Source organism: Pseudomonas sp. BN414, assembly GCF_029871275.1.
In the GTDB taxonomy this organism is placed as follows: Bacteria; Pseudomonadota; Gammaproteobacteria; order Pseudomonadales; family Pseudomonadaceae; genus Metapseudomonas; species Metapseudomonas resinovorans_C.
Genome location: NZ_SSOL01000051.1, coordinates 1 through 25,936, shown reverse-complemented (window position 1 = coordinate 25,936; position 25,936 = coordinate 1). Strand labels below are relative to the sequence as shown.

General features: G+C 64.1%; 20 protein-coding genes and 1 riboswitch. Of the genes, 13 read left to right on the top strand and 7 right to left on the bottom strand.

The window, feature by feature from the left end; all coding sequences use genetic code 11:
* Together E8E95_RS10220 and E8E95_RS10215 are read left to right on the top strand one after the other, a co-directional pair.
* Positions 1–3,096 (top strand): Ig-like domain-containing protein (locus E8E95_RS10220; RefSeq protein WP_280349729.1); only part of this gene is annotated, 3,096 nt, incomplete at its 5' end.
* A gap of 85 nt (positions 3,097–3,181) precedes the next feature.
* Complete coding sequence (locus E8E95_RS10215) at positions 3,182–3,532, top strand: tryptophan synthase subunit beta (RefSeq protein ID WP_077523810.1); 351 nt, start codon at positions 3,182–3,184, stop codon at positions 3,530–3,532.
* Positions 3,533–3,681: 149 nt separating this feature from the next.
* Here E8E95_RS10215 and lapD read toward each other — a convergent pair whose 3' ends face one another.
* From lapD to E8E95_RS10195, 4 genes are all read right to left on the bottom strand, one after another.
* Entirely contained in the window at positions 3,682–5,631 is a 1,950-nt protein-coding gene (gene lapD / locus E8E95_RS10210; protein ID WP_280349728.1) for a cyclic di-GMP receptor LapD, read from the bottom strand.
* A gap of 8 nt (positions 5,632–5,639) precedes the next feature.
* Entirely contained in the window at positions 5,640–6,299 is a 660-nt protein-coding gene (gene lapG, locus E8E95_RS10205) for a cysteine protease LapG (protein ID WP_280349727.1), read from the bottom strand.
* Between the two features lie 265 nt (positions 6,300–6,564).
* A complete protein-coding gene (locus tag E8E95_RS10200) occupies positions 6,565–6,810 on the bottom strand; it encodes a DUF1145 domain-containing protein (protein ID WP_280349726.1) in 246 nt (81 codons plus the stop codon).
* An 83-nt stretch (positions 6,811–6,893) separates the two neighbouring features.
* Positions 6,894–8,681: an alkyl sulfatase dimerization domain-containing protein gene (locus E8E95_RS10195; protein ID WP_280349725.1), complete on the bottom strand. Its 1,788-nt coding sequence runs from the start codon at positions 8,679–8,681 to the stop codon at positions 6,894–6,896.
* A gap of 98 nt (positions 8,682–8,779) precedes the next feature.
* Here E8E95_RS10195 and E8E95_RS10190 point away from each other — a divergent pair, with 98 nt between their 5' ends.
* The gene (locus E8E95_RS10190) at positions 8,780–9,682 is read left to right on the top strand and encodes a LysR family transcriptional regulator (protein WP_280349724.1); all 903 of its coding nucleotides are present in this window, start codon (positions 8,780–8,782) and stop codon (positions 9,680–9,682) included.
* On the opposite strand, the gene E8E95_RS10185 is transcribed toward E8E95_RS10190, so the two are convergent.
* A complete protein-coding gene (locus E8E95_RS10185) occupies positions 9,679–10,233 on the bottom strand; it encodes a hypothetical protein (protein ID WP_280349723.1) in 555 nt (184 codons plus the stop codon). The two genes, E8E95_RS10190 and E8E95_RS10185, sit on opposite strands and share 4 nt — an antisense overlap.
* A 309-nt stretch (positions 10,234–10,542) precedes the next feature.
* A riboswitch (guanidine-I (ykkC/yxkD leader) is annotated at positions 10,543–10,642 on the top strand.
* 64 nt (positions 10,643–10,706) lie between these two features.
* Between E8E95_RS10185 and E8E95_RS10180 the strand changes: the two genes are divergently transcribed.
* The 9 genes from E8E95_RS10180 (at position 10,707) to E8E95_RS10140 (ending at position 22,443) form a co-directional block, all read left to right on the top strand.
* Complete coding sequence (locus E8E95_RS10180) at positions 10,707–11,774, top strand: putative urea ABC transporter substrate-binding protein (RefSeq protein ID WP_280349722.1); 1,068 nt, start codon at positions 10,707–10,709, stop codon at positions 11,772–11,774.
* Between the two features lie 109 nt (positions 11,775–11,883).
* Entirely contained in the window at positions 11,884–12,699 is an 816-nt protein-coding gene (locus tag E8E95_RS10175; protein ID WP_280349721.1) for an ABC transporter permease, read from the top strand.
* Complete coding sequence (locus tag E8E95_RS10170; RefSeq protein ID WP_280349720.1) at positions 12,696–13,496, top strand: ABC transporter ATP-binding protein; 801 nt, start codon at positions 12,696–12,698, stop codon at positions 13,494–13,496. The genes E8E95_RS10175 and E8E95_RS10170 overlap by 4 nt, the downstream gene beginning before the upstream one ends.
* A 14-nt stretch (positions 13,497–13,510) precedes the next feature.
* Entirely contained in the window at positions 13,511–14,239 is a 729-nt protein-coding gene (locus E8E95_RS10165) for an urea amidolyase associated protein UAAP1 (protein ID WP_280349719.1), read from the top strand.
* A gap of 11 nt (positions 14,240–14,250) precedes the next feature.
* The gene (locus tag E8E95_RS10160) at positions 14,251–14,886 is read left to right on the top strand and encodes an urea amidolyase associated protein UAAP2 (protein ID WP_280349718.1); all 636 of its coding nucleotides are present in this window, start codon (positions 14,251–14,253) and stop codon (positions 14,884–14,886) included.
* 231 nt (positions 14,887–15,117) lie between these two features.
* Complete coding sequence (gene uca, locus E8E95_RS10155) at positions 15,118–18,756, top strand: urea carboxylase (protein WP_280349717.1); 3,639 nt, start codon at positions 15,118–15,120, stop codon at positions 18,754–18,756.
* A 207-nt stretch (positions 18,757–18,963) separates the two neighbouring features.
* Positions 18,964–20,046, top strand: coding sequence for a DUF2157 domain-containing protein (locus E8E95_RS10150; RefSeq protein WP_280349716.1), 1,083 nt, complete (start codon positions 18,964–18,966; stop codon positions 20,044–20,046).
* Complete coding sequence (locus tag E8E95_RS10145) at positions 20,043–20,894, top strand: DUF4824 family protein (protein WP_280349715.1); 852 nt, start codon at positions 20,043–20,045, stop codon at positions 20,892–20,894. Before E8E95_RS10150 ends, E8E95_RS10145 begins: the two co-directional genes overlap by 4 nt.
* 55 nt (positions 20,895–20,949) lie before the next feature.
* On the top strand, positions 20,950–22,443 hold the full coding sequence (locus E8E95_RS10140) for a sensor domain-containing diguanylate cyclase (RefSeq protein WP_280349714.1): 1,494 nt from the start codon (positions 20,950–20,952) through the stop codon (positions 22,441–22,443).
* 34 nt (positions 22,444–22,477) lie between these two features.
* Here the strand turns inward: E8E95_RS10140 and E8E95_RS10135 are convergent, their stop codons facing one another.
* Both E8E95_RS10135 and E8E95_RS10130 read right to left on the bottom strand, forming a co-directional pair.
* Entirely contained in the window at positions 22,478–23,236 is a 759-nt protein-coding gene (locus tag E8E95_RS10135; protein WP_280349713.1) for a cache domain-containing protein, read from the bottom strand.
* Positions 23,237–23,355: 119 nt separating this feature from the next.
* Complete coding sequence (locus E8E95_RS10130) at positions 23,356–24,102, bottom strand: FCD domain-containing protein (protein ID WP_280349712.1); 747 nt, start codon at positions 24,100–24,102, stop codon at positions 23,356–23,358.
* A 339-nt stretch (positions 24,103–24,441) separates the two neighbouring features.
* On the opposite strand from E8E95_RS10130, the gene E8E95_RS10125 reads away from it, so the two are divergent.
* On the top strand, positions 24,442–25,935 hold the full coding sequence (locus E8E95_RS10125; protein WP_280349711.1) for an aldehyde dehydrogenase: 1,494 nt from the start codon (positions 24,442–24,444) through the stop codon (positions 25,933–25,935).
* The last annotated feature ends 1 nt before the right edge of the window (position 25,936 follow it).

Sequence of the window (25,936 nt, the reverse complement as noted above, 5' to 3'; positions counted from 1 at the left end):
GCCGCTACCGACAACGAGAGTCTGGCGGATGCCACTCCGGCGACCGGCACCATCACCGTCAACTCGGTGAACGATGCACCGGAAACCATCGTCGCCAGCGCAACGGGCAACGAAGACACGGTCATCGCCGTGAACCTCAGCGGCTCGGACGTGGACGGCACTGTCGCCAGCTTCAAGCTGACCTCGCTGCCGGCCAATGGCACCTTCTACAGCGATGCCGCCGCCACCAACCCGCTGACATTGGCCAGCGTCATCACGGCGACCAACAACGGCGCAACCATCTACTTCAAGCCCAATGCGGATTGGAGCGGCACCAACACCTTCCAGTACACCGCTACCGACAACCAGAATCTGGTGGATGCCACCCCGGCCAGCGGCACCATCACCGTCAACGCGGTGAACGACGCGCCGGAAACCAGCGTGGCCAGCACCTCCGGCAATGAAGACAGCCTGATCGCCATCAGCCTGAGCGGCTCGGATATCGATGGCACGATCGCCAGCTTCAAGATCACCTCGCTGCCGCAGCACGGCACCTTCTTCAGCGATGCAGCCGGCACCATCGCCATCACGGCTGCCAGCGTCATCGCTGCTGTGAGCAATGGCGCGACCATCTATTTCCGCCCCGACAGCAACTGGAACGGCAACACCAGCTTCCAGTACAGCTCGGTGGATAACGCTGGCCTGCAGGACGCGACACCGGCCCAGGGCACCATCACGGTCAACCCGGTCAACGATGCGCCGACTTCGGCCAACGGCACGGCCAGCGTTAATTCCGGCAACACCTACACCTTCAAGGTGGTGGACTTCAGTTTCAGCGACAGCATCGATGCCGCGACCGGGCAGACCCACACGCTGCAGAACGTGGTAATCAAGGCGCTGCCGGGCAGCGGGACCCTGCTGCTCAACGGCGTGGCCATTGGCGCCAACACCTCTGTGAGCGCCAGTGATATTGCCCTGGGCAAGCTGACCTACCAGCCGGGTGCAAGCGGCAACCAGACGACCTTCCAGTTCGCTGTACAGGACAGCGGTGGCACCGCCAACGGCGGGGTCAATACCTCAGGCAACCATGACTTCACGCTGAACATCGGCCGTGTCGAAGTCCCGACCAACCCGAACAGCGACAACAACATCATCGGTGGCGCTGGCGATGACGTGATTCTCGGCGACATCGGTGGCACCTTGACCACCACCCAGCCAGGCACCAACTACAACGTCGCGCTGATCGTGGACACCTCAGGCTCCATGGCCTACAGCCTGCAGGGGCAAAGTGGTGTCACCTACGCCAACTCGCGGATGAAGCTGGTCAAGGACGCTTTGCTGAACCTCGCGAACCAGCTGAAGAATCACGACGGGGACATCAACATCACCCTGATCGGCTTCGCTGGCTCGGCCTCCACCAAGATCAACATCACCGACCTCAATAACGGCAACATCGAGCAACTGCTGGCGGCAATCGGCCGCAGCCAGAACGAAGGCCTCAGCGCCGATGGCAGCACCAACTACCAGGATGCCTTCGAGGATGCCACCAGTTGGTTCAGTGGTCAGAACAATGGCTACCAGAACCTGACGCTGTTCCTCACCGACGGCGATCCCACTACCACCAACAGTGGCGCCAGCAGCGACTACGCCGTGCTCACTCAATCCATCGCCACCTTCAGTACCCTGAGCGGCCTCAGCACCGTGCGCGCCATTGGTATCGGCCCGGGCGTCAACGAGAACTATCTGAAGTTCTTCGACAACACCAGCGTGACCGGTAACAGCTCGCTGAACCTCGGTACCACGACCACGACCATTGCCAACTTCGACAGCAACGGCGGTATCAACAAGGTCAGCAACTGGGACACTACCGGCAGCGGCTCTGTCTCCCGTGACAACGATCAGTTGCGGATCACCGACTCCAACAACGGTGCCGCCACGACCGCTACCAGCACCGAGTTCAACGTCAGCGCCAACAATGCCGGCAAGCTGTCCTTCAGCTACCAGGGCACGGTGTTCAACACTAACGACACCTTCACCTGGACCCTCTGGAAGAAAGTCACAGCCGCGAATGGCACTACGTCCTGGACAGTGGAGGATTCGGGCAGCCGGACCACGGGCACCAGTGCAACACTCGAATCCAAGGTGCTGACCGACGGCGCCTACAAGATCGAGTTCTCGCTGAACGACGCCAGCAGTGGCGGCAATGACGCTGTGGTACGGATCGATAACATCGCCGTCACCAGCCAGAACGTAGTCACCGGTCCCGCCGGCCAGGTCGATATCGTCCAGCAGGCCAGCGACCTGACCAGCGCCCTCAACGGCGGTTCCAGCAGCACCACGCCGGTGGCCGTGGGCCACGACACCATCAACGGTGGTGCGGGTGATGACATCATCTTCGGTGACACCATCAATACCGATTACCTGCCTTGGGGTGTCAACGGCAACCCGGCCAAGCCGGCCGACCTGCCGGCAGGTTCGGGCATGAAGGCGTTGCAGAGCTTCCTGGAGCTGAAGAACGGCCACGTTGCCACGTCGGATGAGCTGTACAGCTACATCAAGAACAACCACTCCACCTTCAACGTGGATGGCGACACCCGTGGCGGCAACGACCTGATCCAGGGCGGTGACGGCAACGACATCCTCTATGGTCAGGGCGGCAACGACCAACTGATCGGCGGCAACGGCAACGACATCCTGTTCGGCGGTACCGGCACCGATACGCTGACAGGCGGCAAAGGCAGCGACACGCTCTGGGGTGGCAGCGGCAACGACACCTTCGTGTGGAAGGCCGGTGACTCAGGCGTCGTCGGCAGCCCTGATCAGGATGTGGTGAAGGACTTCAAGATGAGCGAGGGCGACAAGCTCAACTTGAGCGATCTGCTGCAAGGGGAAACCAGCGCCACCATCGACAATTTCCTCAAGCTGATCGTCGATAACGGCACCGGCAACGCCACCCTGCTGGTGAGCAAGGACGGCCACCTGAACGATGGCGGTGCCGCTGCCAGCCATGCCGACCTGTCCATCACCCTGGAAGGCGCAGCGGCCCAACTCAGCGGACAGTCCATCAACTCCCTGATCGCGGGTGCTGATCCGACCATCAAGGTCGACCAGAACTGATGCCCCCGGTCCGCAGCCACTCAGGTGGTTGCGGACCGGGGGCGTCTGCCCTCATGCTCGCGGCATTCCTGAAGGGAGACTCGCCATGCTCTATATCCAGCGCGACGAAGAAGGAAGCCTGGTTCGCGTCGAAGCGGCTGCATTCGATGAGATGACCGGCAGCCTGCCGGCCGACGACCAGGAGATCCAGGCCTGGTACGCCAACCTGGCGATGCAAAGCAGCCTGCTGCAACTGAAACAGAGTGACCTGGACATGATCCGGGTACTCGACGACCTGATTACCGCGTTGATGGCCAAAGGCGTGATCCGCATCACCGACCTGCCACCGGCCGCACAATCCAAGCTGCTCAGCCGGAACCAGGCACGCGAAGCCCTTGGCGGCATTTCGCGGTTGATCGTCGAAGAAGATGACGAGATTGGCTCGGGGCTGATCTGAGTCGGCCCTCGCTCCCTTGTGGGAGCGAATTCTTTCGCGAAATCCCGCGATCACCACGCAGCACAGGATTTGTAGGAGCGAGCTTGCTCGCGAAGCTATTGAGCTGGTCCTTTCGCGAGCAAGCTCGCTCCTACAGAAAAGCTACGAACTCAACGCCAGGGCGCCGGTACACCGAACAGCTGGCCCTGCACGCCCTGAATACCCATCGCCCGCAGCACCTCCAGTTCCCCTTCGGTCTCCACGCGCTCGGCAATCAACGGCAGGTCGATGCTGTGCGCCGCGCGCTGCATGGCTTCGATGAACAGGCGCTTGTCGGCTTCCAGGTCGATGGCGCGGATGTAGCTGCCGTCCACCTTCAGGTAGGCCAGGCCCAGGCGGGCCAGGTTGCCGATCATGCTGAAGCGGCCACCGAAGTGTTGCAGGCTGAGGTTGAAGCCCAATTCGCGCAGACGACGAGTGAGTTGCTCCAGCACGGCCTGTTCGGGCAGTTGATCCTCTTCCAGCTCCAGCACCAGACGCGGCCCCAGCTGGGCATGTTTGCGCAGCAGTTCGAAGGCCTTCTCCAGGGCCTGAGGCTCCCGCAGCAAGGCGGCGGAAAGGTTGAGCGCGAGGGTTTCGCCATGGCTGGCCATCTGTTGCAACACCAGCTCCAGCATCAGCAGGTCGAGACGCGCCATCCAGCCGAAACGCTGCAGCCAGGGCAGGAACCGCCCGGCCGGGATGTTCTCGCCGTGCTCGTCGCGCAGGCGCGACAGCACCTTGTAGTGCAGCACGTGCGTACGGTCGCGGCTGTCCACCACCGGCTGGAAATAGAGTTGCAGCTGACGCTGGTTGAGGGCGCGATCCAGCAATTGATGCCAGGCGTGGCGCTCATCGCCGACGCTGGGTGCTTCGCCTTGGGTCAGCGTCGCCCAGGCTTGGTCGGTCTGGCTTTCTGCCTTGGCCAGGGCCTCGTCGGCCAGTCGCAGCAGATCAGGCAGCGCTTCACCCGGACTGAACGGCACCAGCCCCATATGCGCCACGGGCAGTGCATCGGCCGCGCCCGTGGTCACCAGGTTGGCCAGCCCGGCATCCAGCCGCTGCGCCAGTTGCTCGGCCTCTTCCGCCACCAGGCCAGGCAACAGCAAGGCAAAATCGCCGCCACGGCTGCGCGCCACCAGTTGACCGGCGCCCTGCCCCGCCGCCACCTGGGTCAGCAGCTCGGCCACCGCCAGCAGCAACTGGTCGGTACGCTGACCACCCAGGCGCTGGTTGAGCCCCGCCAGGTCATGCACCCGCAACAGGAAGAGATAACCCGCACTGGCTTGATCCTCGGCACCGAGGCGCGCCTGCAACTGCATCTCGAAGTAGCGCCGGTTGGCGAGACCGGTAAGGCCGTCCCGATAGGCTTCGTCGCGCAGACGCTCGCTGCGTTCGGCCTGTTCCTGGAACAGGGCCTTGAGTTTCTCAACCATCTGGTTCATCGCCTGGACCACACGCCGCAACTCGGGCGTACGCGGTAGCTCCGGCAGGCTGAGGAACTCGCGCCGTGAAATGGCATGGGACTGTTCGACCATGTAGTCCAATGGCTTGAGCTGGCGACGCAGGAGGAAGGCACCGAGGCCCGCACTGACCAAGCCGCATACCAGCAGCCAGCCAAGGCTGCCCAACGCGCTTTGCCAGAGCCGGGAAAGGGCGAACAGTGGATGGCTCTGCACCTCCACCCGCGCGGCCTGCTGCCAGCCACGGCTGACGATGGCGTCACCACCTGCCGAGTGCAGGCCGATCAAATCGACGAACCACTGCGGCACCTGGGCGCCCACGGCGTCGGGCACGCCGGTACGCTCCACCAGGACCTTGCCGCTTTCCAGGTCGATCACCCGGATGCTCTCGTAATAACCACTGTCGAAAATGGAGCTGACCATCAGCTCGACCATCGCCGCGTCATCGATGTGCGGTGTCAGCGACAGGCCTAGGGCGGTCGCCGCATCCTGGGCGTGGGAGCGCAGCTGGTTGACGTACTGCTCTCGCGAGCTCTCCAGGCCGACCATGAAGCTGCCGCTGAAGGCGACCACCAGGAACAGGCAGATGGCGATCAACAACTGTTTGAACAGAGACATCTCGACTCCTATCGGGCCGGCTCTACGGGGAAGCCTTCGGCCTTCATCTTCTTGAGCAATTCCTGCCAGCGCGAAAGGCGCTTGGCGTCCCCTACCTGCTTGCCGCTTCCTTTACCCGCAAGCCATAGGCCTTCGGCATTGAAGGCGTACACCGGCAACAGGTCGGCGCGCTGACTGGCGGGACGGATGATGCCCACCAGGTTGTCCAGCACCAGCGGCATGGCATTCGGGGATGCGTAGTAGGTCAGCACCATGTGCGCCTGGTTCAGCCGCAGCGCCTTGACGTAGGTGATGCGCAGCTTCTCGCTGGGTACGCCGAGCTGGCGCAGGCTGAAGTACTTGGCGATGGCGAAGTCTTCGCAGTCGCCGGCCCCCACGCGCAAGGCCTGCACGGGCGTCGCCCAGTAATCGGTCTCGCCCCAGAGTTCGCGGTCATCGCGAAAGCGCAGCTTGGCGTTGAAGAAGCGGTTCACTTCTTCCAGTTGCTTCTGCTCGTCGACGCCGGCAAGACGCCCGAGCATGGCCTGCCAGTCGTCTATACGTTGTTTGCCGGGACCGAGAGGGCCATAGAGGGATTCAGCACGCTGGCTGATCAGGGTGAAATCCCAGTCCGCCTGCAACGCTCCTGCCAGCAACGCCGGCAGCAACGCCGCGACCAGGGCCGGCATCCGCCACCCCCTGCGCGTACGCCAGGCCTGAACGCAACCTCGGAACATCCACTATCCCATCCAGGATGGCCATCGGGGCCCCATGAAACACGGCGCGAATGGTGCGGGCTGGACCTGAAAAAAACAATGGCATTCTGCCGCCATCTGGCAGCGCACTGACACGTAGGTTGGGCCAAGCGCAGCGCGGCCCAACAGGGGAACGCCCAGCTTGACGTGTTGGGCTTCGCTGCGCTCAGCCGCAACCTACCGGGATGAGTCTTTGGATTCAGCGCAGACCGCGCAGATGCAGGAAGCCGAACAGCAGCACCTGCAGCCGCTCCAGCCAGGGGAAAGGACGTGCCTTCAGCTTGCGGTTGAACAGTGCCGCCTCGGCAACGTGGGCCAGCAGCACCACGCCCGTCGCCAGCAGCAACGGCCGGTGCAACGGCTCGCCAAAGGGATAGATGACATTGAGCAGCGCCACCAGCCAGAACATGGCCAGGGCGCCCTTGAGGAAGGATGACAGGTGCATGGTGCCTCCGAATGTGCGGACCAGGCGGGCAGTGTGCCGCCTGGTGCCTTGCGGCTCTCCGCACTTTCGGTTGGAGCGGTCGCTTAACGTACGGTGAGCGCGATGGGCGCCTCCTCGAAGTCGAAGCAGCCGAGGAAGGTCTTGATGTCCAGCAGATTGCCGTCGACCTTCACGTCGCCCAGCATGGTCCCCTTGAGCAGGCTGTTCTGGCCACTGATGACGGTATCGAGGTAGGTCTTGTCGAAGGTCAGCTTGAGCGTGGTGCCCTCGGGAATGCCCTTGTGCAACTCGGCGACGCCACGGCGCACTTCCAGTGCCCACTCTTCCTTGATGTCGGGGAAGACGAAGCCCAGGGTCAGGTTCACGTCGGCGCTCTTTTCCGGATCGATGCGCGTCACCCAGTTCTGCAGGAAGATGCGCGCCGGCAGGTTCTTCAGCATGTCGTCGGAAAGGAAGGCGTTACGCATGCCCCGGGACAGCTGCAGCGAGGCGTCGCCGTCCAGCTTGCCTTCCAGCTCCATGGCGCTCATCAGGTACCAGTTGCGCCAGTTGATGTTCATGCTGGCGTAACCCAGGCGACGGAAGCTGCGCGCCTTGATCTCGCGGGCCAACTGGTCGTCGTGATCGATGCGGATGGCATAGCTGGCCAGCTCGGCGGCCCATTGGTAGTCACCCTTGAGGTAAGCCTCGCCAGCGGCCATCAGGACCTTGTCGCGCCCGCCCATCAGGGCCACCAGGCGCTTGGACTTCTCCACCGGCGGGATCGGGTCGAGGTCTACCGGATCGGCCTGGAACCAGCCGAGGTAGCCCTGGTAGATCTGCCGCACGCTGTGCTTCACGGTGCCGTAGTACTCGCGCAGGTAAGGGGTGTAACCCGCCAGGTAGGTCGGCAGCTTGACCTTTTCCACCAGCTCGTCGGGGGTCAGGCCCTTGTTCATCCAGCGCACGGTCTGATCATGGACGTAGGCGATGGCATCGCGGGTCATGCGCAGCACCTCTTCCACCTTGTCCTTGCCGGACACCGGCTGGCCATGCAGCGGCACCATGAAGTCGGCCTGGTAGGCGCGCAGCTTGTCGAGGCTGTTCACCCACACGACCGGATCGCGGAACTTGGTGCCACGCAGGGTATGGATGTTTGGCAGGGTCGGCCCCTGGGTCACCTCGGCGCTGATCAGCACCTTGTTCTGCGGCAGGAACAGCACTATCTCGTCCGGCGCTTCGCTCGGCACGTGGAGGAATTGCACCGGCAGGCCGGCGATGGTGGTGTCGAGCTTGTCCTTGAAGGTGATGGTGGGCGCGATGAAGGTCGACTTGCCCTCGTGTGCCAGCGGGCCAAGGCCTGCGTTCATGTCCTTCTTGTCGCTGTCCGGCAACGCCGCACCGAAGCTGTAGCCCGAGCGCATGCCGAGGATCGGACCGACCAGCGCGCCTTGGGTCACCACGTTCTCCAGCAGGGTCTCCTGGGCATAGATCTGCACTTCGCCGCTCTTCACCTGCTCTTCGCTGACGAAGCCCTTCACGCCGTTGATGTGATCCGGGTGGAAGTGGGTGTAGACGATGGCCTTGATCGGCTTGTCGCTGATCTTGCGGAACTCCGCGAGCACCTTGCGCGACTGTTCGGCCGACTCGCCGGTGTCGACGATGATGAGCCCTTCGGGGGCCTCGATCATCACGCTGTTGGCAAGGTTCCAGCCCACCGCCGAGTACACGTTGTCGGCGATCTTGTAGACCTTCTCGTTGAAGTGCTTGGTGTGCTCGGCCAGCTCGGCGTTGATGCTGGGCTCGATGGACTCTTCCGGCAGTGCGGCGTCGGCGCCCAGGGGCAGCGCGGCTGCCAGCAGCAGGCCGCTGAAACGGGTGGAGATGCGCATGGTTCGCTCGGGGTTTGTTGTTGTAGGCCGAGACAGGCTGGCAGCGGCCTGCTAATAATTCCAATGCATTCTTCTTCGGCAATTGATGCATAACGCGCATGAACGACCTTCGCCAGCTTCGCCATTTCGTTGCCCTTGCCGAACACGGCCACTTCGCTCGAGCGGCAGAGGCGGTCAATCTCAGCCAGCCCGCCCTCAGTCGCAGCATCCAGGCCCTGGAGGCGAACCTGGGATGCAACCTGTTGGACCGTGGGCCAAGGCAGATCAGCCTGACCGCCCACGGCCGCCTGGTGCTGGAACATGCCCGCAGACTGCTGGATGGCAGCCGCGCCCTGCACAGCGCCGTGGCCCAACTGGAAAACCTCGACAGCGGCGAATTGCACCTGGGCGCTGGCCCCTACCCCGCTGCCCGCCTCGTACCACGCGCCCTGGGACGCTTCGCCAGTCAGCACCCGGGCGTGCGGGTGCGGCTCAGCCTGGAAAACTGGCGCAGCCTGCGCCAACGCCTCCTGGAGGACGCGATCGAGATGTTCGTTGCGGACATTCGCGAGTTCGAAGGCGATCCGCTGCTGGACATCATTCCGCTGCGCCGCCATCCCGGCACCCTGTTCTGCCGCCCCGGCCATCCGCTGCTGGCGCGAGACCAGGTGCGACTGACCGACCTGTCCGCCTATGCCCTGGCCGGCACGCAACTGCCGGTAGAAGTGGCGCGATCCATCGGCGAGCTGGCCGGCAACGAAAAACCGCTGGGCATCGAGTGCGACAACTTCGTGGTGCTGAAAGCGGTAGTCGCCGAGAGCGACGTGATCAGCATGGCGCCCTGGGATGTGGTCGCCGAAGACGTGATGGCCGGTCGACTGGCCGTGCTGGAGCCGATTGCCAGGACCAGGACCCTATCGGCCTACGGCGTAGTCAGTCATGCCGCGCGCAGCCTGTCTCCGGCCGCGCGGGCGATGAGGGAACTGTTACTGGAAGAGGACAGCCGTTTTCCTTCCGACTAGCGCCGGTTCTCCATCGACCAGTTGCTGCGGTTGTTGTAGCGGGGATTGTTGTGCGGCCGCGCCTCGTAACCCGGCTGCACCCGGTATTGCTGGCGGTGATTGTTCTGCCGATAGTGCTTCTGCGGGTTGCTGGGCGGACGATAGCCCGGCTGCCGGTCGTTGCGGCCCCAGGTCTGCAGACGCGGGGTGTAGTCGTGGCGGCGCTCCTGGAAGTTGTCCTGGGGCTGCTGGTAGTAGCGCCGGTCATAGCGGTACTTGCGATTCTGGTCGTAGTAGCGCTTGTCGTAACGGTGCTTGTCGGACTTGTAGTAGTCCTTGCGCCCGTCATAGTCGCGACGATCGTAATAGCGACGGTCGTAGTAGCGATCGTCGTCGTAACGCTGATCGACCACGTGGTAGGTCCTCCGTGGAGGATCGTTGTAATAGCGGTGCACACGGTAGTCGTCGTCGCCGTAATAGCGGCGGCCGTAGGAGTCGTTGTCGTAGTCATAGACGGCACAGCCGCCCAGGGTCAGGGTCAGTACAGCAAGGAAGAATGATCGGTAGGACATGGGCGGCCTCCTTACGACCGCGGGGGGCGGCGCAGACAGATGTCGGCGACTGGGATTGCTCCCACTGCGTTGGACAACGGCGCCTACAGAACAGCCTTCGCTGCCTGTCGGAAAAATCCTTTACCAGTTGTTGCCACGCACCAAGTTGACGCCCAACGCCCCATGAACGGGCATCCCTCCCCTTTAACAAGCGTTCCATGATCGCCAGAAGCGCCATGCCAGAGGCCTTTCGCCATCTTGGCACGCCCTTCGCTTTGGTAATGCCGTGCAGGAGCTACCCGGTTGACCGGGTTCGCGGCACCACAATTTGCAATGGCTGGCTAGGGTTCCGGTCCGCGAACGCGGATGACTGGTCCGAGAGCTGGCGACCTCCACCGAGGTTACACGGCGGGACAAAAGCCCGGGAGAACGCGCCCCTTGATTGGGAAGTGCCGCGCAGCTCCGCCCGCCCTAAACCGAACTGGAGGTCCTCCATGCGCAAGTCCCGTCTGTTCGCCCTCGCCGTTGCCGGTCTCGCCGCCGCCCTCAGCTTCAACACGTCCGCCGCACAGAAAGATAGCTTCAACGTCTGCTGGACCATCTACGCCGGCTGGATGCCCTGGGAGTACGGTGCCACCAAAGGCATCGTCGACAAGTGGGCGAAGAAGTACGGCATCGAGATCCAGGTCACCCAGCTCAACGACTACGTCGAATCCATCAACCAGTACACCGCTGGCCAGTTCGACGGCTGCACCATGACCAACATGGATGCCCTGACCATCCCCGCCGCCGGTGGCGTGGACAGCACCGCGCTGATCGTCGGCGACTTCTCCAACGGCAACGATGGCGTGGTGCTCAAGGGCGAAGGCAAGACCCTGGCCGACCTCAAGGACAAGCCCATCAACCTGGTGGAGCTGTCCGTCTCCCACTACCTGCTGGCCCGCGCCCTGGAGCGCGCCGACCTCTCCGAGAAAGACGTGCAGGTGGTGAACACCTCCGACGCCGACATCGCCGCCGCTTTCGACACCGCCGAAGTCCAGGCCGTGACCACCTGGAACCCGATGCTCGCCGACATCAAGTCCAAGCCCGACACGACGCTGGTGTTCGACTCCAGCAAGGTGCCCGGCGAGATCATGGACATGATGGTGGTGAACACCGAGACCCTGAAAGACAACCCCGCCCTGGGCAAGGCACTCACCGGCGCCTGGTTCGAGATCGTCGCCCTGATGAAGGCCGGTAACGCCGACAGCGCCGCGGCCCTGGAGCACATGGCCAAGGCCTCCGGCACCGACCTTGCCGGTTACCAGGCGCAACTGGACGCCACCCGCCTGTTCCACACCCCGGCCGATGCGCTGGCCTTCGTCACCAGTCCGAAACTGCCGGCCACCATGGACAAGGTGGCCAGCTTCAGCTTCCACCATGGGCTGCTGGGCGAAGGCGCCAAGGATGCCAACGCCGTGGGCATGAGCTTCGCCAAGGGTGTGGTCACCGGCGACAAGGGCAACGTGAAACTGCGCTTCGACCCGACCTACGTGCAGATGGCCGCCGACGGCAAGCTCTGAACCGATCCGAACCGTAGGTTGGTGCAGAGCGAAGCGAAGCCCAACGCCGCAATGTTGGGCCTCGTACCTCGTACCAACCTACGCCGCCTCTCCGAACCGAGTAACCGCCATGCGCCTGATCAACCGCCAACCGGACCGCGCCGGACGCCTGATCCTGGTCCTGCTGCCGTTCGCCCTGCTGCTGTTCGCCTACTTCACCGGCTCGGCGGCCCGGCTCACGGAGAACCCCAACGACAAGCTGCTGCCCAGTGCGGCGCAGATGAGTGAGGCGGTGGACCGCCTGGCCTTCACCGAAGACAAGCGCAGCGGCGACTACCTCTTCTGGCAGGACTCTGCATCGAGCCTCAAGCGCCTGGCGCTGGGTCTGTCCATTGCGGCGCTGCTTGGCCTGGCACTGGGCATCGCCGCCGGCACCCTGCCGCTGTTCGGTGCGCCGCTGTCGCCATTGCTGACGGTGCTGTCGATGGTTCCGCCGCTGGCGATCCTGCCGATCCTGTTCATCGTCTTCGGCCTGGGTGAGCTATCCAAGGTGATGCTGATCGTCATCGGCGTCGCTCCCGTTATCGCTCGTGACCTGGAACAACGCGCACGGGAAATCCCCCGTGAACTGCTGATCAAGGCGCAGACGCTCGGCGCCAACACCTGGACGCTGATCCTGCGGGTGGTGTTGCCGCAACTGATGCCGCGCCTGCTCATTTCCCTGCGTCTGGTGCTGGGCTCGGCCTGGCTGTTCCTCATCGCCGCCGAAGCCATCGCCTCCACCGATGGCCTGGGCTACCGCATCTTCCTGGTCCGCCGCTACCTGGCCATGGACGTGATCCTGCCCTACGTGGTGTGGATAACCCTGCTCGCCTGGCTGATGGACCTGGGCCTGCGCCAGCTCACCCGGCTGGCCTTCCCCTGGTACGAAGGAGCCAAGGCATGAGCGCCTTCATCGAAGTGAAAAACCTGTGGCAGGAGTACGGCGACCAGACTGTGCTGGAGAACCTCAACCTGACGGTCAACGAGGGCGAGTTCTGCACCCTGGTGGGCGCTTCCGGCTGCGGCAAATCGACCTTCCTGCGCATGCTGCTGGGCCAGGAATCCCCCAGCCGCGGCAGCATCCTGCTGGATGGCCAGTCGCTGATGGCCGAACCCGACGCCAGCCGCGGCGTGGTGTTCCAGCGCTACTCGGTGTTCCCGCATCTCAGCGTGCTGGACAACGTCGCCCTTGGCCTGGAACTGCCCCGCTCGCCCCTGCTCGGCCGGCTGTTCGGCGGTGCCAAGCGCGCCGCCCGTGAAGAGGCCGCCGCCATCCTCGCCAAGGTCGGCCTGGGCCACGCACTGGACAAATACCCGAGCCAGCTTTCCGGCGGCATGCAGCAGCGCCTGGCCATCGCCCAGGCACTGATCATGAAGCCGCGCGTGCTGTTGCTGGATGAGCCCTTCGGTGCCCTCGATCCCGGCATCCGCAAGGACATGCACGAGCTGCTGCTCGGCCTCTGGCACGAAACCCAACTCACCGTCTTCATGGTCACCCACGACCTCTCCGAAGGCTTCAGTCTGGGCACCCGACTGCTGGTTTTCGACAAGGTGCGCCAGGACCCGCACGCGCCCAACGCCTTCGGTGCGCGCATCACCTACGACATTCCCCTGAACAGCGACCGCCGCGCCGCCCGCGCGGCCGTCGAGGCCCTGCCGGAACGGTTGACCACCGCCCTGCAGCCCGCCATCGCCCACTGACAAGGAACCTGCCCATGACCGCTTCCCTGGCCTTGAGCCCGACCCTCTACGAAGAAACCGTCCCCGGTGGCGGCCATACGTCTTTCGTGCTGAAACGCGGCCAGCAACTGCGCATCACCGATATCGAAGGCGGCGCCAACGTCAGCCTGCTGCTGCTCAACGCAGCGGAAAAAAGCGAGCGCCTCAACCTGCCCGACAGCCTCAAGTGCCAGCACACCGCCAAGCTCACCGCCGGCCACTGCCTGTACTCGGACATGGGTCGGGTGCTGGCCGCCATCACCGCCGACACCTGCGGCTGGCACGACAGCTTCGGCGGCGTGCTCTCGGCGTCCGAAGTGAAGGAGAAATACGGCGCTGGGCGCTATCAGGAATTGCGCAACAGCTTCTTCCGCAACGGCGTGGATAACCTGCTGGTGGAGATGGGCAAGTGGGACCTGAACCTCCAGGACCTGCTGATGTGCCTGAACCTGTTCAGCAAAGTCACCGTGGACAGCGACGGTTGCTTCCACTTCGAGCCGGGCAATTCCAAGGCCGGCGACTACATCGAGCTCTACGCGCCCATGGACACGCTGGTGGTGCTGACCGCCTTGCAGCACCCCATGGACCCAAATCCCGATTACGCCCCCAGGCCGGTGCAGCTCACCTGGCAGCAGGTACAGAGCGACGGCATCACCCTGCTCTGCCGCACCTCGCGCCCGGAAAACGGCCGCGGCTTCCACAACACCGAACGCCTGTACATCTGAGGGCCGCCCGCATGAACCTGACCCACAGCGAAAAGCATTCCGAAGCCGCCGTGTACCGCGCGGTGATCGCCGCCGGCGAACCCTTCATGACCGAAGTGAAGGCCGGCCAGACCCTGCGCCTGCTGGACCTGGAAGGCAACCAGGCGGTGGACACCCTGTTCTACAGCGCCCGCAACCCGCGCGAACGCTATGACGTGCAACGCACCCTGCGCCGGCAGAACCGCGTCTACCTCAGCGCCGGCAGCGTGCTCTATTCCAACCTCGGCAACCCGATGCTCACCATCACCGCTGACACCTGCGGCCGCCACGACACCCTCGGCGGCGCCTGCGCCCAGGAAAGCAACACCGTGCGCTACGCCCTGGACAAGCGCTACATGCACAGCTGCCGCGACAACTTCCTGCGCGCCAGCCTGCACGACGGCCGCCTCACCAAGCGCGACATCAGCGCCAACATCAACTTCTTCATGAACGTGCCGGTCACCCCGGACGGCGGTCTGACCTTCGAGGACGGCATCTCCGCCGCCGGTAAATACGTCGAGCTCAAGGCGCACATGGACATCATCGTGCTGATCTCCAATTGCCCGCAGCTGAACAACCCTTGCAACGCCTACAACCCCACCCCTGCCGAGGTGCTGGTATGGGACTGAAACAGCTGCGTGCCTGGCTGTTCCTCCTGTGCCAGAGCCGGTCGGGGCAGTGCCTGCACAAGCACTCCGTAGGATGGGTAGAGCCTGCGAAACCCATCGCTCCGGACTGATGGGTTTCGCTCCGCTCTACCCATCCTACGAATTACCACCGCACCGAGATTCCAGCCACGGACGACCGTGGTGCAGACGAATAAGGCGGGACGGCCCGTCATCCCTTTCGAGGGTTCTGCAATGTTCGAAAAACTCCTGATCGCCAACCGCGGTGCCATCGCCTGCCGCATCCTGCGTACCCTGCGCCAGCTCGACGTTCGCGGTGTGGCGGTGTATTCCGAAGCCGACGCCGCCAGCCTGCATATCCAGCAGGCGGACCAAGCCGTCAGCCTGGGCGACGGACCCGCCGCCAGCACCTACCTGGTGGTGGAGAAGATTCTCTCTGCGGCGCGTGACAGCGGTGCCCAGGCCATCCACCCCGGATACGGCTTCCTCTCCGAGAACGCCGCCTTCGCCGAAGCCTGCGAGGCCGCCGGCATCGCCTTCGTCGGCCCGACGCCGGAACAGCTTCGGGTATTCGGCCTGAAGCACACTGCGCGCGCCCTGGCCAAGGCCAATGGCGTGCCCATGCTGGAAGGCACCGAACTGCTGGAAAACCTGGAAGCCGCACTGGCTGCTGGCGAACAGGTCGGTTACCCGGTGATGCTGAAAAGCACCGCAGGCGGTGGAGGCATTGGCATGCGTGTATGCCGTTCGGCCACGGAGCTGAGCGACGCCTTCGAGGCCGTGAAGCGCCTCGGGCAGAACAACTTCAGCGACTCCGGTGTGTTCATCGAGAAGTACATCCAGCGCGCCCGCCATCTGGAGGTGCAGGTGTTCGGCGATGGCCGTGGCGAGGTGATCGCCCTCGGCGTGCGCGACTGTTCAGTACAGCGACGCAATCAGAAGGTGCTGGAGGAAACCCCGGCGCCGAACCTGCCCGTCGGCATGGCAGATGAACTCTGCGCCGCCGCCATCAAGCTGGCCAAGGCCGTCAGCTACCGCAGTGCGGGCACGGTGGAGTTCGTCTACGACAGCGAGGCCGAGCGTTTCTACTTCCTCGAAGTGAACACCCGCCTGCAGGTGGAGCACGGTGTCACCGAACAGGTCTGGGGCGTGGATCTGGTGCGCTGGATGATCGAACTGGCAGCCGGCACACTGCCGCCCCTGGCCGACCTGGCGGCAGGCCTTGCTCCGAGCGGGCATGCCATCCAGGCACGACTCTATGCCGAAGACCCGGGCCGCGATTTCCAGCCTTGCCCCGGCCTGCTCACCGCAGTTGCCTTCCCCAAGGCCGATGGCGAACACCTGCGCATCGACACCTGGGTGGAAGCGGGCTGCGAGATTCCGCCCTACTTCGATCCGATGATCGCCAAGCTCATCGCCTGGTCGCCGAGCCGCAGCGAAGCCAGCGCGGCGTTGGACCAGGCCCTGGCCGACACCCTGCTCTATGGCGTGGAATCCAACCGCGACTACCTGCGACAGATTCTGGTCGACGTCCCCTTCGCCAGCGGCTCGCCCTGGACTCGCTGCCTGGAAGGACTCAACTACCGTGCAAACACCGTCGAAGTGCTCGGCGCCGGCACCCAGACCACCGTGCAGGACTATCCCGGCCGCCTCGGCTACTGGGCCGTGGGCGTACCGCCGTCCGGCCCCATGGACAGCCGCGCGCTGCGCCTGGGAAATCGGCTGCTGGGCAATGCCGAAGGTGAAGCTGGACTGGAAATCACCATGAGCGGCCCGACCCTGCGCTTCAACACCGATGCCGTGGTGGCGATTACCGGCGCACCGATTCCACTGAGCCTCGACGGCCAGCCGCAACCGATGGACACCGCCTTGTTCGTGCCGGCGGGCGCCATCCTTGCCCTCGGAACGATCGCCGGGGCCGGCGCGCGCAGCTACCTCTGCGTGCGCGGCGGCCTGCAGGTGCCGGATTACCTCGGCAGCAGAAGCACCTTCACCCTCGGCCAGTTCGGTGGCCACGGAGGCCGCGCCCTGCGCGCTGGCGATGTCCTCCACCTCGCCCCGCTTGCCGAGCGCAGTGCGGGCCAGGTGCTGGAGCCTGCCCTGCGCACCGACCTGCCGGCCGTGCGCACCCTGCGGGTGATCTACGGCCCCCATGGCGCGCCGGAATACTTCACCCCGGCCTACATCGACACCTTCTTCGCCACTGACTGGGAAGTGCACTTCAACTCCAGCCGGACCGGCGTGCGCCTCATCGGGCCGAAGCCGGAATGGGTGCGCGAAAGCGGCGGCGAAGCCGGGCTGCATCCCTCCAACATCCACGACAACCCCTACGCCATCGGTGCGGTGGACTTCACCGGCGACATGCCGGTGATCCTCGGCCCGGACGGCCCCAGCCTGGGCGGTTTCGTCTGCCCGGTGACCCTCATCGAAGCGGACCTCTGGCAACTGGGGCAGTTGAAGGCGGGGGACAAGGTGAGGTTCGTGGCGGTGAGCATTGGCGAGGCGCGGGCTTTCTCCCCTCTCCCTCTGGGAGAGGGGTCGGGGGAGAGGGAAACCTCAGCGCGCGCCGAACTACCCTCACCCCAGCCCTCTCCCAGAGGGAGAGGGAGCAGTCTGGAGCTGACCTCGCCCGTGGTGCTCGACCTCGGCGAAGCCGACAAACGCCTGGTGGCCCGTCTTTCCGGCGACACCCACCTGCTGCTGGAAATCGGCGCGCCGGAACTCGATCTGGTACTGCGCTTCCGCGCCCATGCGCTGATGCAGGCGCTGGAGGCCGAAGCCCTGGACGGCGTGATCGACCTGACGCCGGGCATCCGTTCCCTGCAGGTCCACTATCAGCCGGAAACGCTGCCCCTGGAGGTGCTGCTGGAAACCGTCGCCGGACTCTGGGATGGCGTCTGCGCAGCCGGCGACCTGAAAGTGCCGTCGCGCATCGTTCATCTGCCGCTCTCCTGGGATGACCCGGCCTGCCAACTGGCCATCGAGAAGTACATGACCACGGTGCGCAAGGACGCGCCCTGGTGCCCAAGCAACCTTGAGTTCATCCGCCGCATCAACGACCTGCCGAACCTGGACGAAGTGCAACGCACGGTGTTCGACGCCAGCTACCTGGTGATGGGCCTTGGCGACGTCTACCTCGGCGCGCCCGTGGCCACACCGCTGGACCCGCGCCATCGCCTGGTGACCACCAAGTACAACCCGGCGCGCACCTGGACCGCCGAAAACTCGGTGGGCATCGGCGGTGCGTACATGTGCGTCTATGGCATGGAAGGCCCCGGTGGCTACCAGTTCGTGGGCCGCACCCTGCAGATGTGGAACCGCTACCGCGAAGTGGAAGCCTTCGGCGGCAAACCCTGGCTGCTGCGCTTCTTCGACCAGATCCGCTTCTACCCGGTCAGTGCCGAAGAGCTCACGCGCATCCGCCGCGACTTCCCGCTCGGCCGCTACCCACTGCGCATCGAAGAGAGCGAGCTGCGCCTGGCCGACTACCAGGCGTTCCTCGCCCGCGAGGCCGAGGGCATCGCCGCCTTCCGTAGCCAGCAGCAGGCTGCCTTCAATGCGGAACGGGAACGCTGGATCGCCTCCGGACAAGCCCATTTCGACAGTGAGGAAGTCGCCGTCGAACTGGGTGAAGACGCCCCGCTCGGCGTCGGCCAGCACGCGGTGGAAAGCCATATCGCCGGCAACCTCTGGCAGGTGCAGGTGGAGGAAGGCGCCAGCGTGAAGGCCGGGGACATCCTGGTGATCCTCGAATCCATGAAGATGGAAATCCCCCTCACGGCTCCCCGAGATGGCGTCGTGAAGGAAGTACGTGTGCAGCCGGGTTCGCCGGTACGCGCCGGGCAGCGGGTGGTGGTGATGGAGGAGGCCTGAAGGTTCTGCGGAATTGCAGGTCCGTTGTGGGGGCGATTTCAATCGCTATGCAGGCCGCAGGTCTGCCCTGAAACCTTGCAGGGGCGGCTGCGCCGCCCTTAGCGAATGAATTCGCCCCCACAGGTTTCCATGATCGAAATCGGCTGATTGCCCAAGTCGGCCAGCAGCCCTACAGTTCAAGCGGCACCGCACGCAAAAGGACCCGCAATGCCGCCGCACAGCCGCGACCAGGCGCAACACCGCGCCGACGATATCCAGGCTTTCTACCGGGAAGTCGAACGCCTGCACGATGAGCAGTCGCTGCTGCTTTCCCCGGAACAGATCGAGCGTCTCGGCGAACACCATCGCCAGTTGCTGGCGAACTATCGCGACACCTTCGACATCGACCCGGACACCCAGTCCCGGCGTCTGTCCCTCGGCATGCGCATCGCTTCTCTGCTCGGCGCCCTGGCGCTGGCCGCCAGCCTGCTGTTCTTCTTCTACCAGTTCTGGGGCCTTTTCCCGCAAGCCGCCCAGGTTGGCATCCTCGCCGGTTTCTCGGTGGGCAGCCTGCTGCTGACCCTGCTGCTGACCCTGCTACTGCGCCAGCGTGACCAGACCGGTTACTTCACCAAATTGGCGGCGGTCCTGGCGTTCGCCTGCTTCGTGTTGAACGTGGTCATGCTCGGGCAGATCTTCAACATCACACCCAGCGACAAAGCCCTGCTGCCTTGGGCCGCCTATGCCCTGCTACTGGCCTATGCCTGCGAGGTGCGCTTGCTGCTCGGCGCCGGCATCGGCTGCATCATGGCGCTGATCGCCACGCGGCTGACAAGCTGGAGCGGCCTTTACTGGCTGGACTGCACCGAGCGACCGGAACACCTGCTGCCCGCTGGGTTGCTGATCTTCCTCGTGCCGCAACTTTTCTCCCAGTCACGCTACAGCGGTTTCGCCGCGATCTACCGGGTGATGGGCCTGCTCGGGCTGTTCGTGCCTGTACTCGTGCTGGCGAACTGGGCATATGGCAGCTACCTGCCCTGGTCCCGCGATGCGGTGGAAAGCCTGTACCAGCTCGTCGGTTTCGTTGGCGCTGCGCTGGTCATCTGGCTCGGCAATCGTCGTGACTGGCCGGAAGTGATGCACACCGGCGTGCTGTTCTTCGTGCTCTTCCTCTTCATCAAGCTGTTCGACTGGTGGTGGGAGGTCATGCCGAAGTACCTGTTCTTCCTCGTCGTCGGCCTCGTCGCCGTGCTGCTTCTGCTGGTGCTCGGCCGCTTGCGCCGGACTCGCAAGGGAGGGCAGCGAGCATGAAAACCCGCACCGCATTGCTCGGTGGCCTGGCACTGATCGGCCTGACCAACGCCATCGCCCTGGGCGGCGTGTGGCTCAATCGCAACGGCGAGCCGGACAGCCGGCTGCTGCTTTCCGAACGCGAACTGCATCGGGCCTACGCCTGGGCCGAGCGCGAAAACAGTGGCCTGGCGCTGCGCCTGGACTGGCGGCGTCCGAGCGACCCGAACGGGGACAACCGTTACGAGCGCCTGCCGCTGGATGAAGCAGCGCTGTTGAAACTGGGTTTCACGGCTGGCAACCCCGATGCAATGCGTTTCGACAACCGCAACCGCGAGGTGCTGGTGGTGCTCGAACTCGATGGCCCTGCACGCAAGGCGGAACTGGAACGCGCCCGGCAGCAGCAGAAGGCTGCCGAGAGCGAGTTGCGCGCAGCACCCAGCGACAAGCGTCGAGCCGACGCCGAACGCGCAGCACGCGACTATGTTGAAGGAGAAGAGAAGCGCGAAAGCCGTCTGTTCGCGGTGGATGCGGGAATGGATCGCAAGGCGCTGCGTGATCGCTACCCCGATCGCAGCCGCTACGCCATCGTGCCCGGCACCGTGAGTGCGTGGATGCGTGAAGGTCGTCTTACCGGCCAGATCAGCAGCTTGCGCATCGCCGAGATCAACGTGCCCCATGCCTGGCGAGAGCAGTTGGACGAGGTGCTGGCACGCGACCGCAAGGGTGCCGTACCGCCGCGTTTTCGGCTCTGGCTGAGCATCGGCCAGCGCCTGGAACCCTGGATCGATTCGGCTCCCGAGTTTCCCGGCAGCCGTCAAGGCACACCTGAAAACGCCGATAGCCTGGCGTCAAGTACCCGTCCGTGACGCCTTCGCCGACGAACGCTAGCATTGCGCCACTATTTTGAGGTCATGTAGTCCGATGCCGTTTCCCGAAGTCACGAAGCAAAGCCACCGCCTACTGGTCCTCGCCCTGGTACTGCTGCTTGGCTGCGGTTTCCTGGCCACCTCTCTGGTCAGCTACCAGGCATCGCTCAAGTCCATTCGCAGCAGCATCATCAACACCGAGTTGCCGCTCACTTCGGACAACGTCTATTCGGAAATCCAGAAGGACCTGGTCCGGCCCATCCTGATTTCTTCGATGATGAGCCGCGACACCTTCGTGCGTGACTGGGTGATGCAGGGCGAGAAAGACGTCGAGCCCATGACCCGCTACCTGCGCGAGGTGCAGGCGCATTACGGCGCCTTCACCTCCTTCTTCATTTCCGATCGCACCCTCACCTACTACCAGACCAAGGGCGTGCTCAAGAAGGTGAACCCCAAGGAGCCGCGAGACATCTGGTACTTCCGCGTACGGGACATGAAGGAGCCGTACGAGGTCAACGTCGACGTGGACATGGCCAACCAGGACCGGCTGACCATCTTCATCAACTACAAGGTGTTCGACTACGACGGCAAGTTCCTCGGCGCCACCGGCGTCGGCCTGACGGTGGACGCGGTGATCAAGCTGATCGACGAATACCAGCGGCGCTACGACCGCAGCGTCTATTTCGTCGATACCACCGGGCGCATCGTCCTCACCGGAGCCGACGGTGGCCCGCTGGGCGCGCGAGTGGGCCAGTCACTGGCCGACGTGCCGGGGCTGGAGGACCTGCAGGCCCGACTGGGGCGCCCGCAGACCGGCAAGTTCGAGTACCAGGAACGCGGTCGTGACCACTACCTGAACGTGCGCTACATCCCCGAACTGGATTGGTACCTGTTCGTCGACAAGCATGAGGGTGGACTGCTCGCCGGCCTGCGCAACACCCTCTACCTCAACTTGCTGATCTGCCTGTTGGTAACCGCTGTCGTCCTGGTGCTGGTGATCCGCCTGATGCGCCGCTACCAGCGCAGCATCGCCGCCCTGGCCACGACCGACAGCCTGACCGGCCTGCCCAACCGACGCGGTTTCGAACTGCTTGCCGGCCAGGCGCTGCAGGAAGCCCGACGCGAGCGCAAACCCCTTGCGGCACTGCTGCTGGACCTCGACCACTTCAAGATGCTCAACGATACCTACGGCCACCAGGCCGGCGACCAGGTGCTGCAGGGCTTCGCCCAGAACCTGCGCGACGGCCTGCGCCAAGCGGACATCATCTGTCGTTGGGGCGGCGAGGAATTCATCATCCTGCTCAAGGACACCAGCAGCGCAACGGCCCATCAGTTGGCAGAGAAGGTCCGCAACGAAGTGGCCGCCCAGCGCTACCCGTTCAAGGGTGTGAACCTTCACGTGACCACCAGCATCGGTCTCGCCGAGATGCACCCGGAAGACGCCCTCGACAGCCTGATCGGTCGCGCCGACCGGGGCCTGTATCGCGCCAAGCAGTCAGGTCGCAATTGCGTGTGCGTGGAGCCTTCGGGGAATCACGACGCACTCTAGGGCAGTGCCCCCGAACGTACTGAGAGGCGCTGCCTCAGGCGGCGCCCTCGATGTAGCGGCTGACTGGCCTCTCGATCAACGACCAATGCGCGGATGACTCCGCCAACGCCAGCACCCGCGAACGGCTGTCATCACACGCGAACACGTGCCTGGCCATATCGCCCACCAACCAGTTTGCGGTGTTGCAGGCCACCACCCGGCCTTCGGCGTTGACGATCAGCGCTTCCTTGTCCGTGCGCATCAGTCCGGCAAGCAGCACGCGCTCGAACTCGTGCAGGGCGATATCTGCCGCCGCCACGCCCACGAATCGACCGTCGACATGGATAGGCATGGAGAACGCCATGATGTACTGGTCGGCGCCATAGAGGTCGACGAAGGGCCCTTCGACCCAAGGCTGGCCAGTGTCCCGAGGCCGGGAAAACCAGGGCATGCCCTGGTAGTTGTAGAAGCTCTCGCTGCGTCGATTGAGGTTCAGCAGCATGGGCGTGACCTTGCCTGCCGGGGCTCTGCACCACCATTCCAGGTGCATCTCCTGATCAGCCAGTTCGCCCGGCTCCAGCACCACGCCGGTGCCATGAATGCAGCTGCGTTCCTGCTGCAAGCGGGCCTGGATCGTCGGACGCAGGGAGCAGAGGTCCCGAGTTGTCGGTTTGCAGCCCTCGGCCTGCAATTGCTTCCAGATCGCGACTACGTCCTCGGCCAGCAGATTCAACTGTGCGAACAGGTTACCGATCGAAGCATTGATGTGAATTGCACACTCGCTGAGTTGATCCACCGGAACATCTCGGGACATAGCCTGGGCCTCGTCTGGCTCTTGTTATTCACGTTCTGGATGAGTTCATGTCGAACTGGCCGCCGCGCCGGTCACCCCCAACGCATTGCCGGCGAAATTTCCAGCAAGTGCTGTGCCATTCAGATCTCCGCGCTAAGCAGCTGCAAGCGCAGATTGATCAGGCGTTTGATTCCGCGCGTCACATGCGCCTCCGCCAGTGCGCCAGCCAGATTCGCATCAGTAGCGACGATGGCGTCGGTGATCGCACGATGCTCCAGCACCGGGCCATCGGCCGCGAGCGGGCCATCCGGAGACAGCCACAGCAACTCACCCAGTTCGGCCTGCAGGTTCATTTCTGCATGGGTCAGGCGCACCGACTGCGCGGCAACGGCCACTTCGAGGTGGAAGCGAGCATCGGCGCGACGCTGCTCCTGACGCGACGATGCCTGGCGCAGCGCATCGATATAAAACTCCAGGCGAGCATGGTGCTGGGCCGACGAGCGCTGCGCGGCCAGCCGTGCGGCAGCGCCGGAAATCGCCACATGCTCATCGCACAGATCGCGCAGTTCCAGGGCGCTCAAGGCCTTGAGCTGAGCGAACAGCGCCTCGTCCTTGGTACCGGGAGGTGCGCAGACGAAGCTGCCGCCATTACGACCTCTGCGAGTCTCGATAACGCCACGTTCGCGCAAGCTCGCCAAGGCGTCGCGCAGGGTGACGGTCGCGACCCCGAACTGGGTGGCCAGGTCGCTCTCGCTGGGCAGTTGCTCGCCCTCGCTGAATAACCCGAGTTCGACCAGCTCGATCAACCGCCGAGCCACTTCCTCAGTACGCCCTTCCTGGCGCAGGCGCATGAAATTGGCGGGGCGGACGTTCTTCAACTCGTTCATAGGCGGCTAAGCCGGATACCTCCCTGGCTTGGTGCACGTGCCACACCCGTAGCGGGTGCTGTAGCGGGCCATTATGGCCATCGCCGGGCAGGCCGCAATTAAAAATTTATTTTCATATCTTTCAACCAAAACCTGACTTTAGCGCGGTCGAGATCCGAGTAAATACGACCAATAACCGATAAAAACCTCACCAGGATGTGGCTGTATTGGCAGGATTCAAAACATAAGATATGGTTTTAAATGTTTTAGCAATCTACCCGCCAAAACCACCCCGTGCACGCCCTGGCAACCCTGATTGCCGCTTGCCGTGCCGGAATTCTCCAGAGGAGCACACCCGCGATGACCGAACTGACCCGAGCCGACTGGGAAGAACGCGCCAGCAGGCTGAGAATCGAAGGCCGCGCCTTCATCCAAGGTGAATATGTCGAGGCTGCCAGCGGCGAAACCTTCGACTGCATCAGCCCGGTCGATGGACGTCTGCTCTGCAAGGTCGCCAGTAGCGGCGAAGCGGATGCGATGCGTGCCGTTGCGTCCGCCCGTGCAACCTTCGACTCCGGCGCCTGGTCGCGCCTGGCGCCAGTCGAGCGCAAGCAGGCGATGATCCGTTTCGCCGAGCTGATCGACGCCCACGCCGAAGAGCTGGCTCTGCTGGAAACCCTGGACATGGGTAAGCCGATCAGTGACGCGCTTAATGTCGACCTGCCTTGCGCGGTGGACGCCATTCGCTGGAGCGCCGAAGCGATCGACAAGGTCTACGACGAAGTGGCCGCAACGCCTCATGACCAGTTGGGCCTGGTGACCCGTGAGCCGGTGGGTGTTGTCGCCGCCATCGTGCCCTGGAACTTCCCCCTGTTGATGACCTGCTGGAAGCTCGGCCCAGCGCTGGCTACCGGTAACTCGGTGATCCTCAAACCGTCCGAACGCTCCCCGCTGACCGCCATTCGCCTCGCCCAGCTGGCCTGTGATGCCGGCATTCCGGCGGGTGTGCTGAACGTGCTGCCGGGCTTCGGCCACACCGTGGGCAAGGCCCTGGCCCTGCACATGGACGTCGATACGCTGGCCTTTACTGGCTCCACCCGCACCGCCAAGCAACTGCTGATCAATGCTGGCGAATCCAACATGAAGCGCGTCTGGCTGGAAGCCGGCGGCAAGAGCCCGAACATCGTCTTCGCCGACGCCCCTGACCTGCAGGCCGCGGCCGAAGCCGCTGCTGGCGCCATCGCCTTCAACCAGGGTGAAGTCTGCACCGCAGGTTCGCGCCTGCTGGTGGAGCGCTCCATCAAGGACACGTTCGTGCCCATGGTGGTCGAGGCGATCAAGGCCTGGAAACCGGGCAACCCGCTGGACCCGGCGACCAACGTCGGTGCCCTGGTGGATACCACCCAGATGAACAACGTTCTGTCCTACATCCAGGCTGGCCATGACGACGGCGCCAAGCTGGTGGCCGGTGGCAAGCGCGTGCTGGAAGAGACCGGCGGCACCTACGTCGAGCCGACCATCTTCGACGGCGTGAGCAACGCCATGCGCATCGCCAAGGAAGAGATCTTCGGCCCGGTGCTCTCGGTCATCGCCTTCGACAGCGAAGAAGAAGCCGTCGCCATCGCCAACGACACCATCTATGGCCTGGCCGCAGCGGTATGGACCAGCAATCTGTCCCGCGCTCACCTGATCGGCAAGGCCCTGCGCGCCGGCAGCGTGTGGATCAACCAGTACGACGGCGGCGACATGACCGCGCCCTTCGGCGGCTTCAAGCAGTCCGGCAACGGCCGCGACAAGTCGCTGCATGCCTTCGACAAGTACACCGAGCTGAAAGCCACCTGGATCAAGCTCTGAC

Coding starts and splice junctions, on each gene's coding strand:
- E8E95_RS10125 (WP_280349711.1), top strand. CDS start 24,442: ATGACCGAACTGACCCGAGCCGACTGGGAAGAACGCGCCAGCAGGCTG.
- uca (WP_280349717.1), top strand. CDS start 15,118: ATGTTCGAAAAACTCCTGATCGCCAACCGCGGTGCCATCGCCTGCCGC.
- E8E95_RS10170 (WP_280349720.1), top strand. CDS start 12,696: ATGAGCGCCTTCATCGAAGTGAAAAACCTGTGGCAGGAGTACGGCGAC.
- E8E95_RS10130 (WP_280349712.1), bottom strand. CDS start 24,102: ATGAACGAGTTGAAGAACGTCCGCCCCGCCAATTTCATGCGCCTGCGC.
- E8E95_RS10150 (WP_280349716.1), top strand. CDS start 18,964: ATGCCGCCGCACAGCCGCGACCAGGCGCAACACCGCGCCGACGATATC.
- E8E95_RS10180 (WP_280349722.1), top strand. CDS start 10,707: ATGCGCAAGTCCCGTCTGTTCGCCCTCGCCGTTGCCGGTCTCGCCGCC.
- E8E95_RS10175 (WP_280349721.1), top strand. CDS start 11,884: ATGCGCCTGATCAACCGCCAACCGGACCGCGCCGGACGCCTGATCCTG.
- lapG (WP_280349727.1), bottom strand. CDS start 6,299: ATGCCGGCCCTGGTCGCGGCGTTGCTGCCGGCGTTGCTGGCAGGAGCG.
- lapD (WP_280349728.1), bottom strand. CDS start 5,631: ATGTCTCTGTTCAAACAGTTGTTGATCGCCATCTGCCTGTTCCTGGTG.
- E8E95_RS10145 (WP_280349715.1), top strand. CDS start 20,043: ATGAAAACCCGCACCGCATTGCTCGGTGGCCTGGCACTGATCGGCCTG.
- E8E95_RS10140 (WP_280349714.1), top strand. CDS start 20,950: ATGCCGTTTCCCGAAGTCACGAAGCAAAGCCACCGCCTACTGGTCCTC.
- E8E95_RS10190 (WP_280349724.1), top strand. CDS start 8,780: ATGAACGACCTTCGCCAGCTTCGCCATTTCGTTGCCCTTGCCGAACAC.
- E8E95_RS10135 (WP_280349713.1), bottom strand. CDS start 23,236: ATGTCCCGAGATGTTCCGGTGGATCAACTCAGCGAGTGTGCAATTCAC.
- E8E95_RS10165 (WP_280349719.1), top strand. CDS start 13,511: ATGACCGCTTCCCTGGCCTTGAGCCCGACCCTCTACGAAGAAACCGTC.
- E8E95_RS10200 (WP_280349726.1), bottom strand. CDS start 6,810: ATGCACCTGTCATCCTTCCTCAAGGGCGCCCTGGCCATGTTCTGGCTG.
- E8E95_RS10195 (WP_280349725.1), bottom strand. CDS start 8,681: ATGCGCATCTCCACCCGTTTCAGCGGCCTGCTGCTGGCAGCCGCGCTG.
- E8E95_RS10185 (WP_280349723.1), bottom strand. CDS start 10,233: ATGTCCTACCGATCATTCTTCCTTGCTGTACTGACCCTGACCCTGGGC.
- E8E95_RS10215 (WP_077523810.1), top strand. CDS start 3,182: ATGCTCTATATCCAGCGCGACGAAGAAGGAAGCCTGGTTCGCGTCGAA.
- E8E95_RS10160 (WP_280349718.1), top strand. CDS start 14,251: ATGAACCTGACCCACAGCGAAAAGCATTCCGAAGCCGCCGTGTACCGC.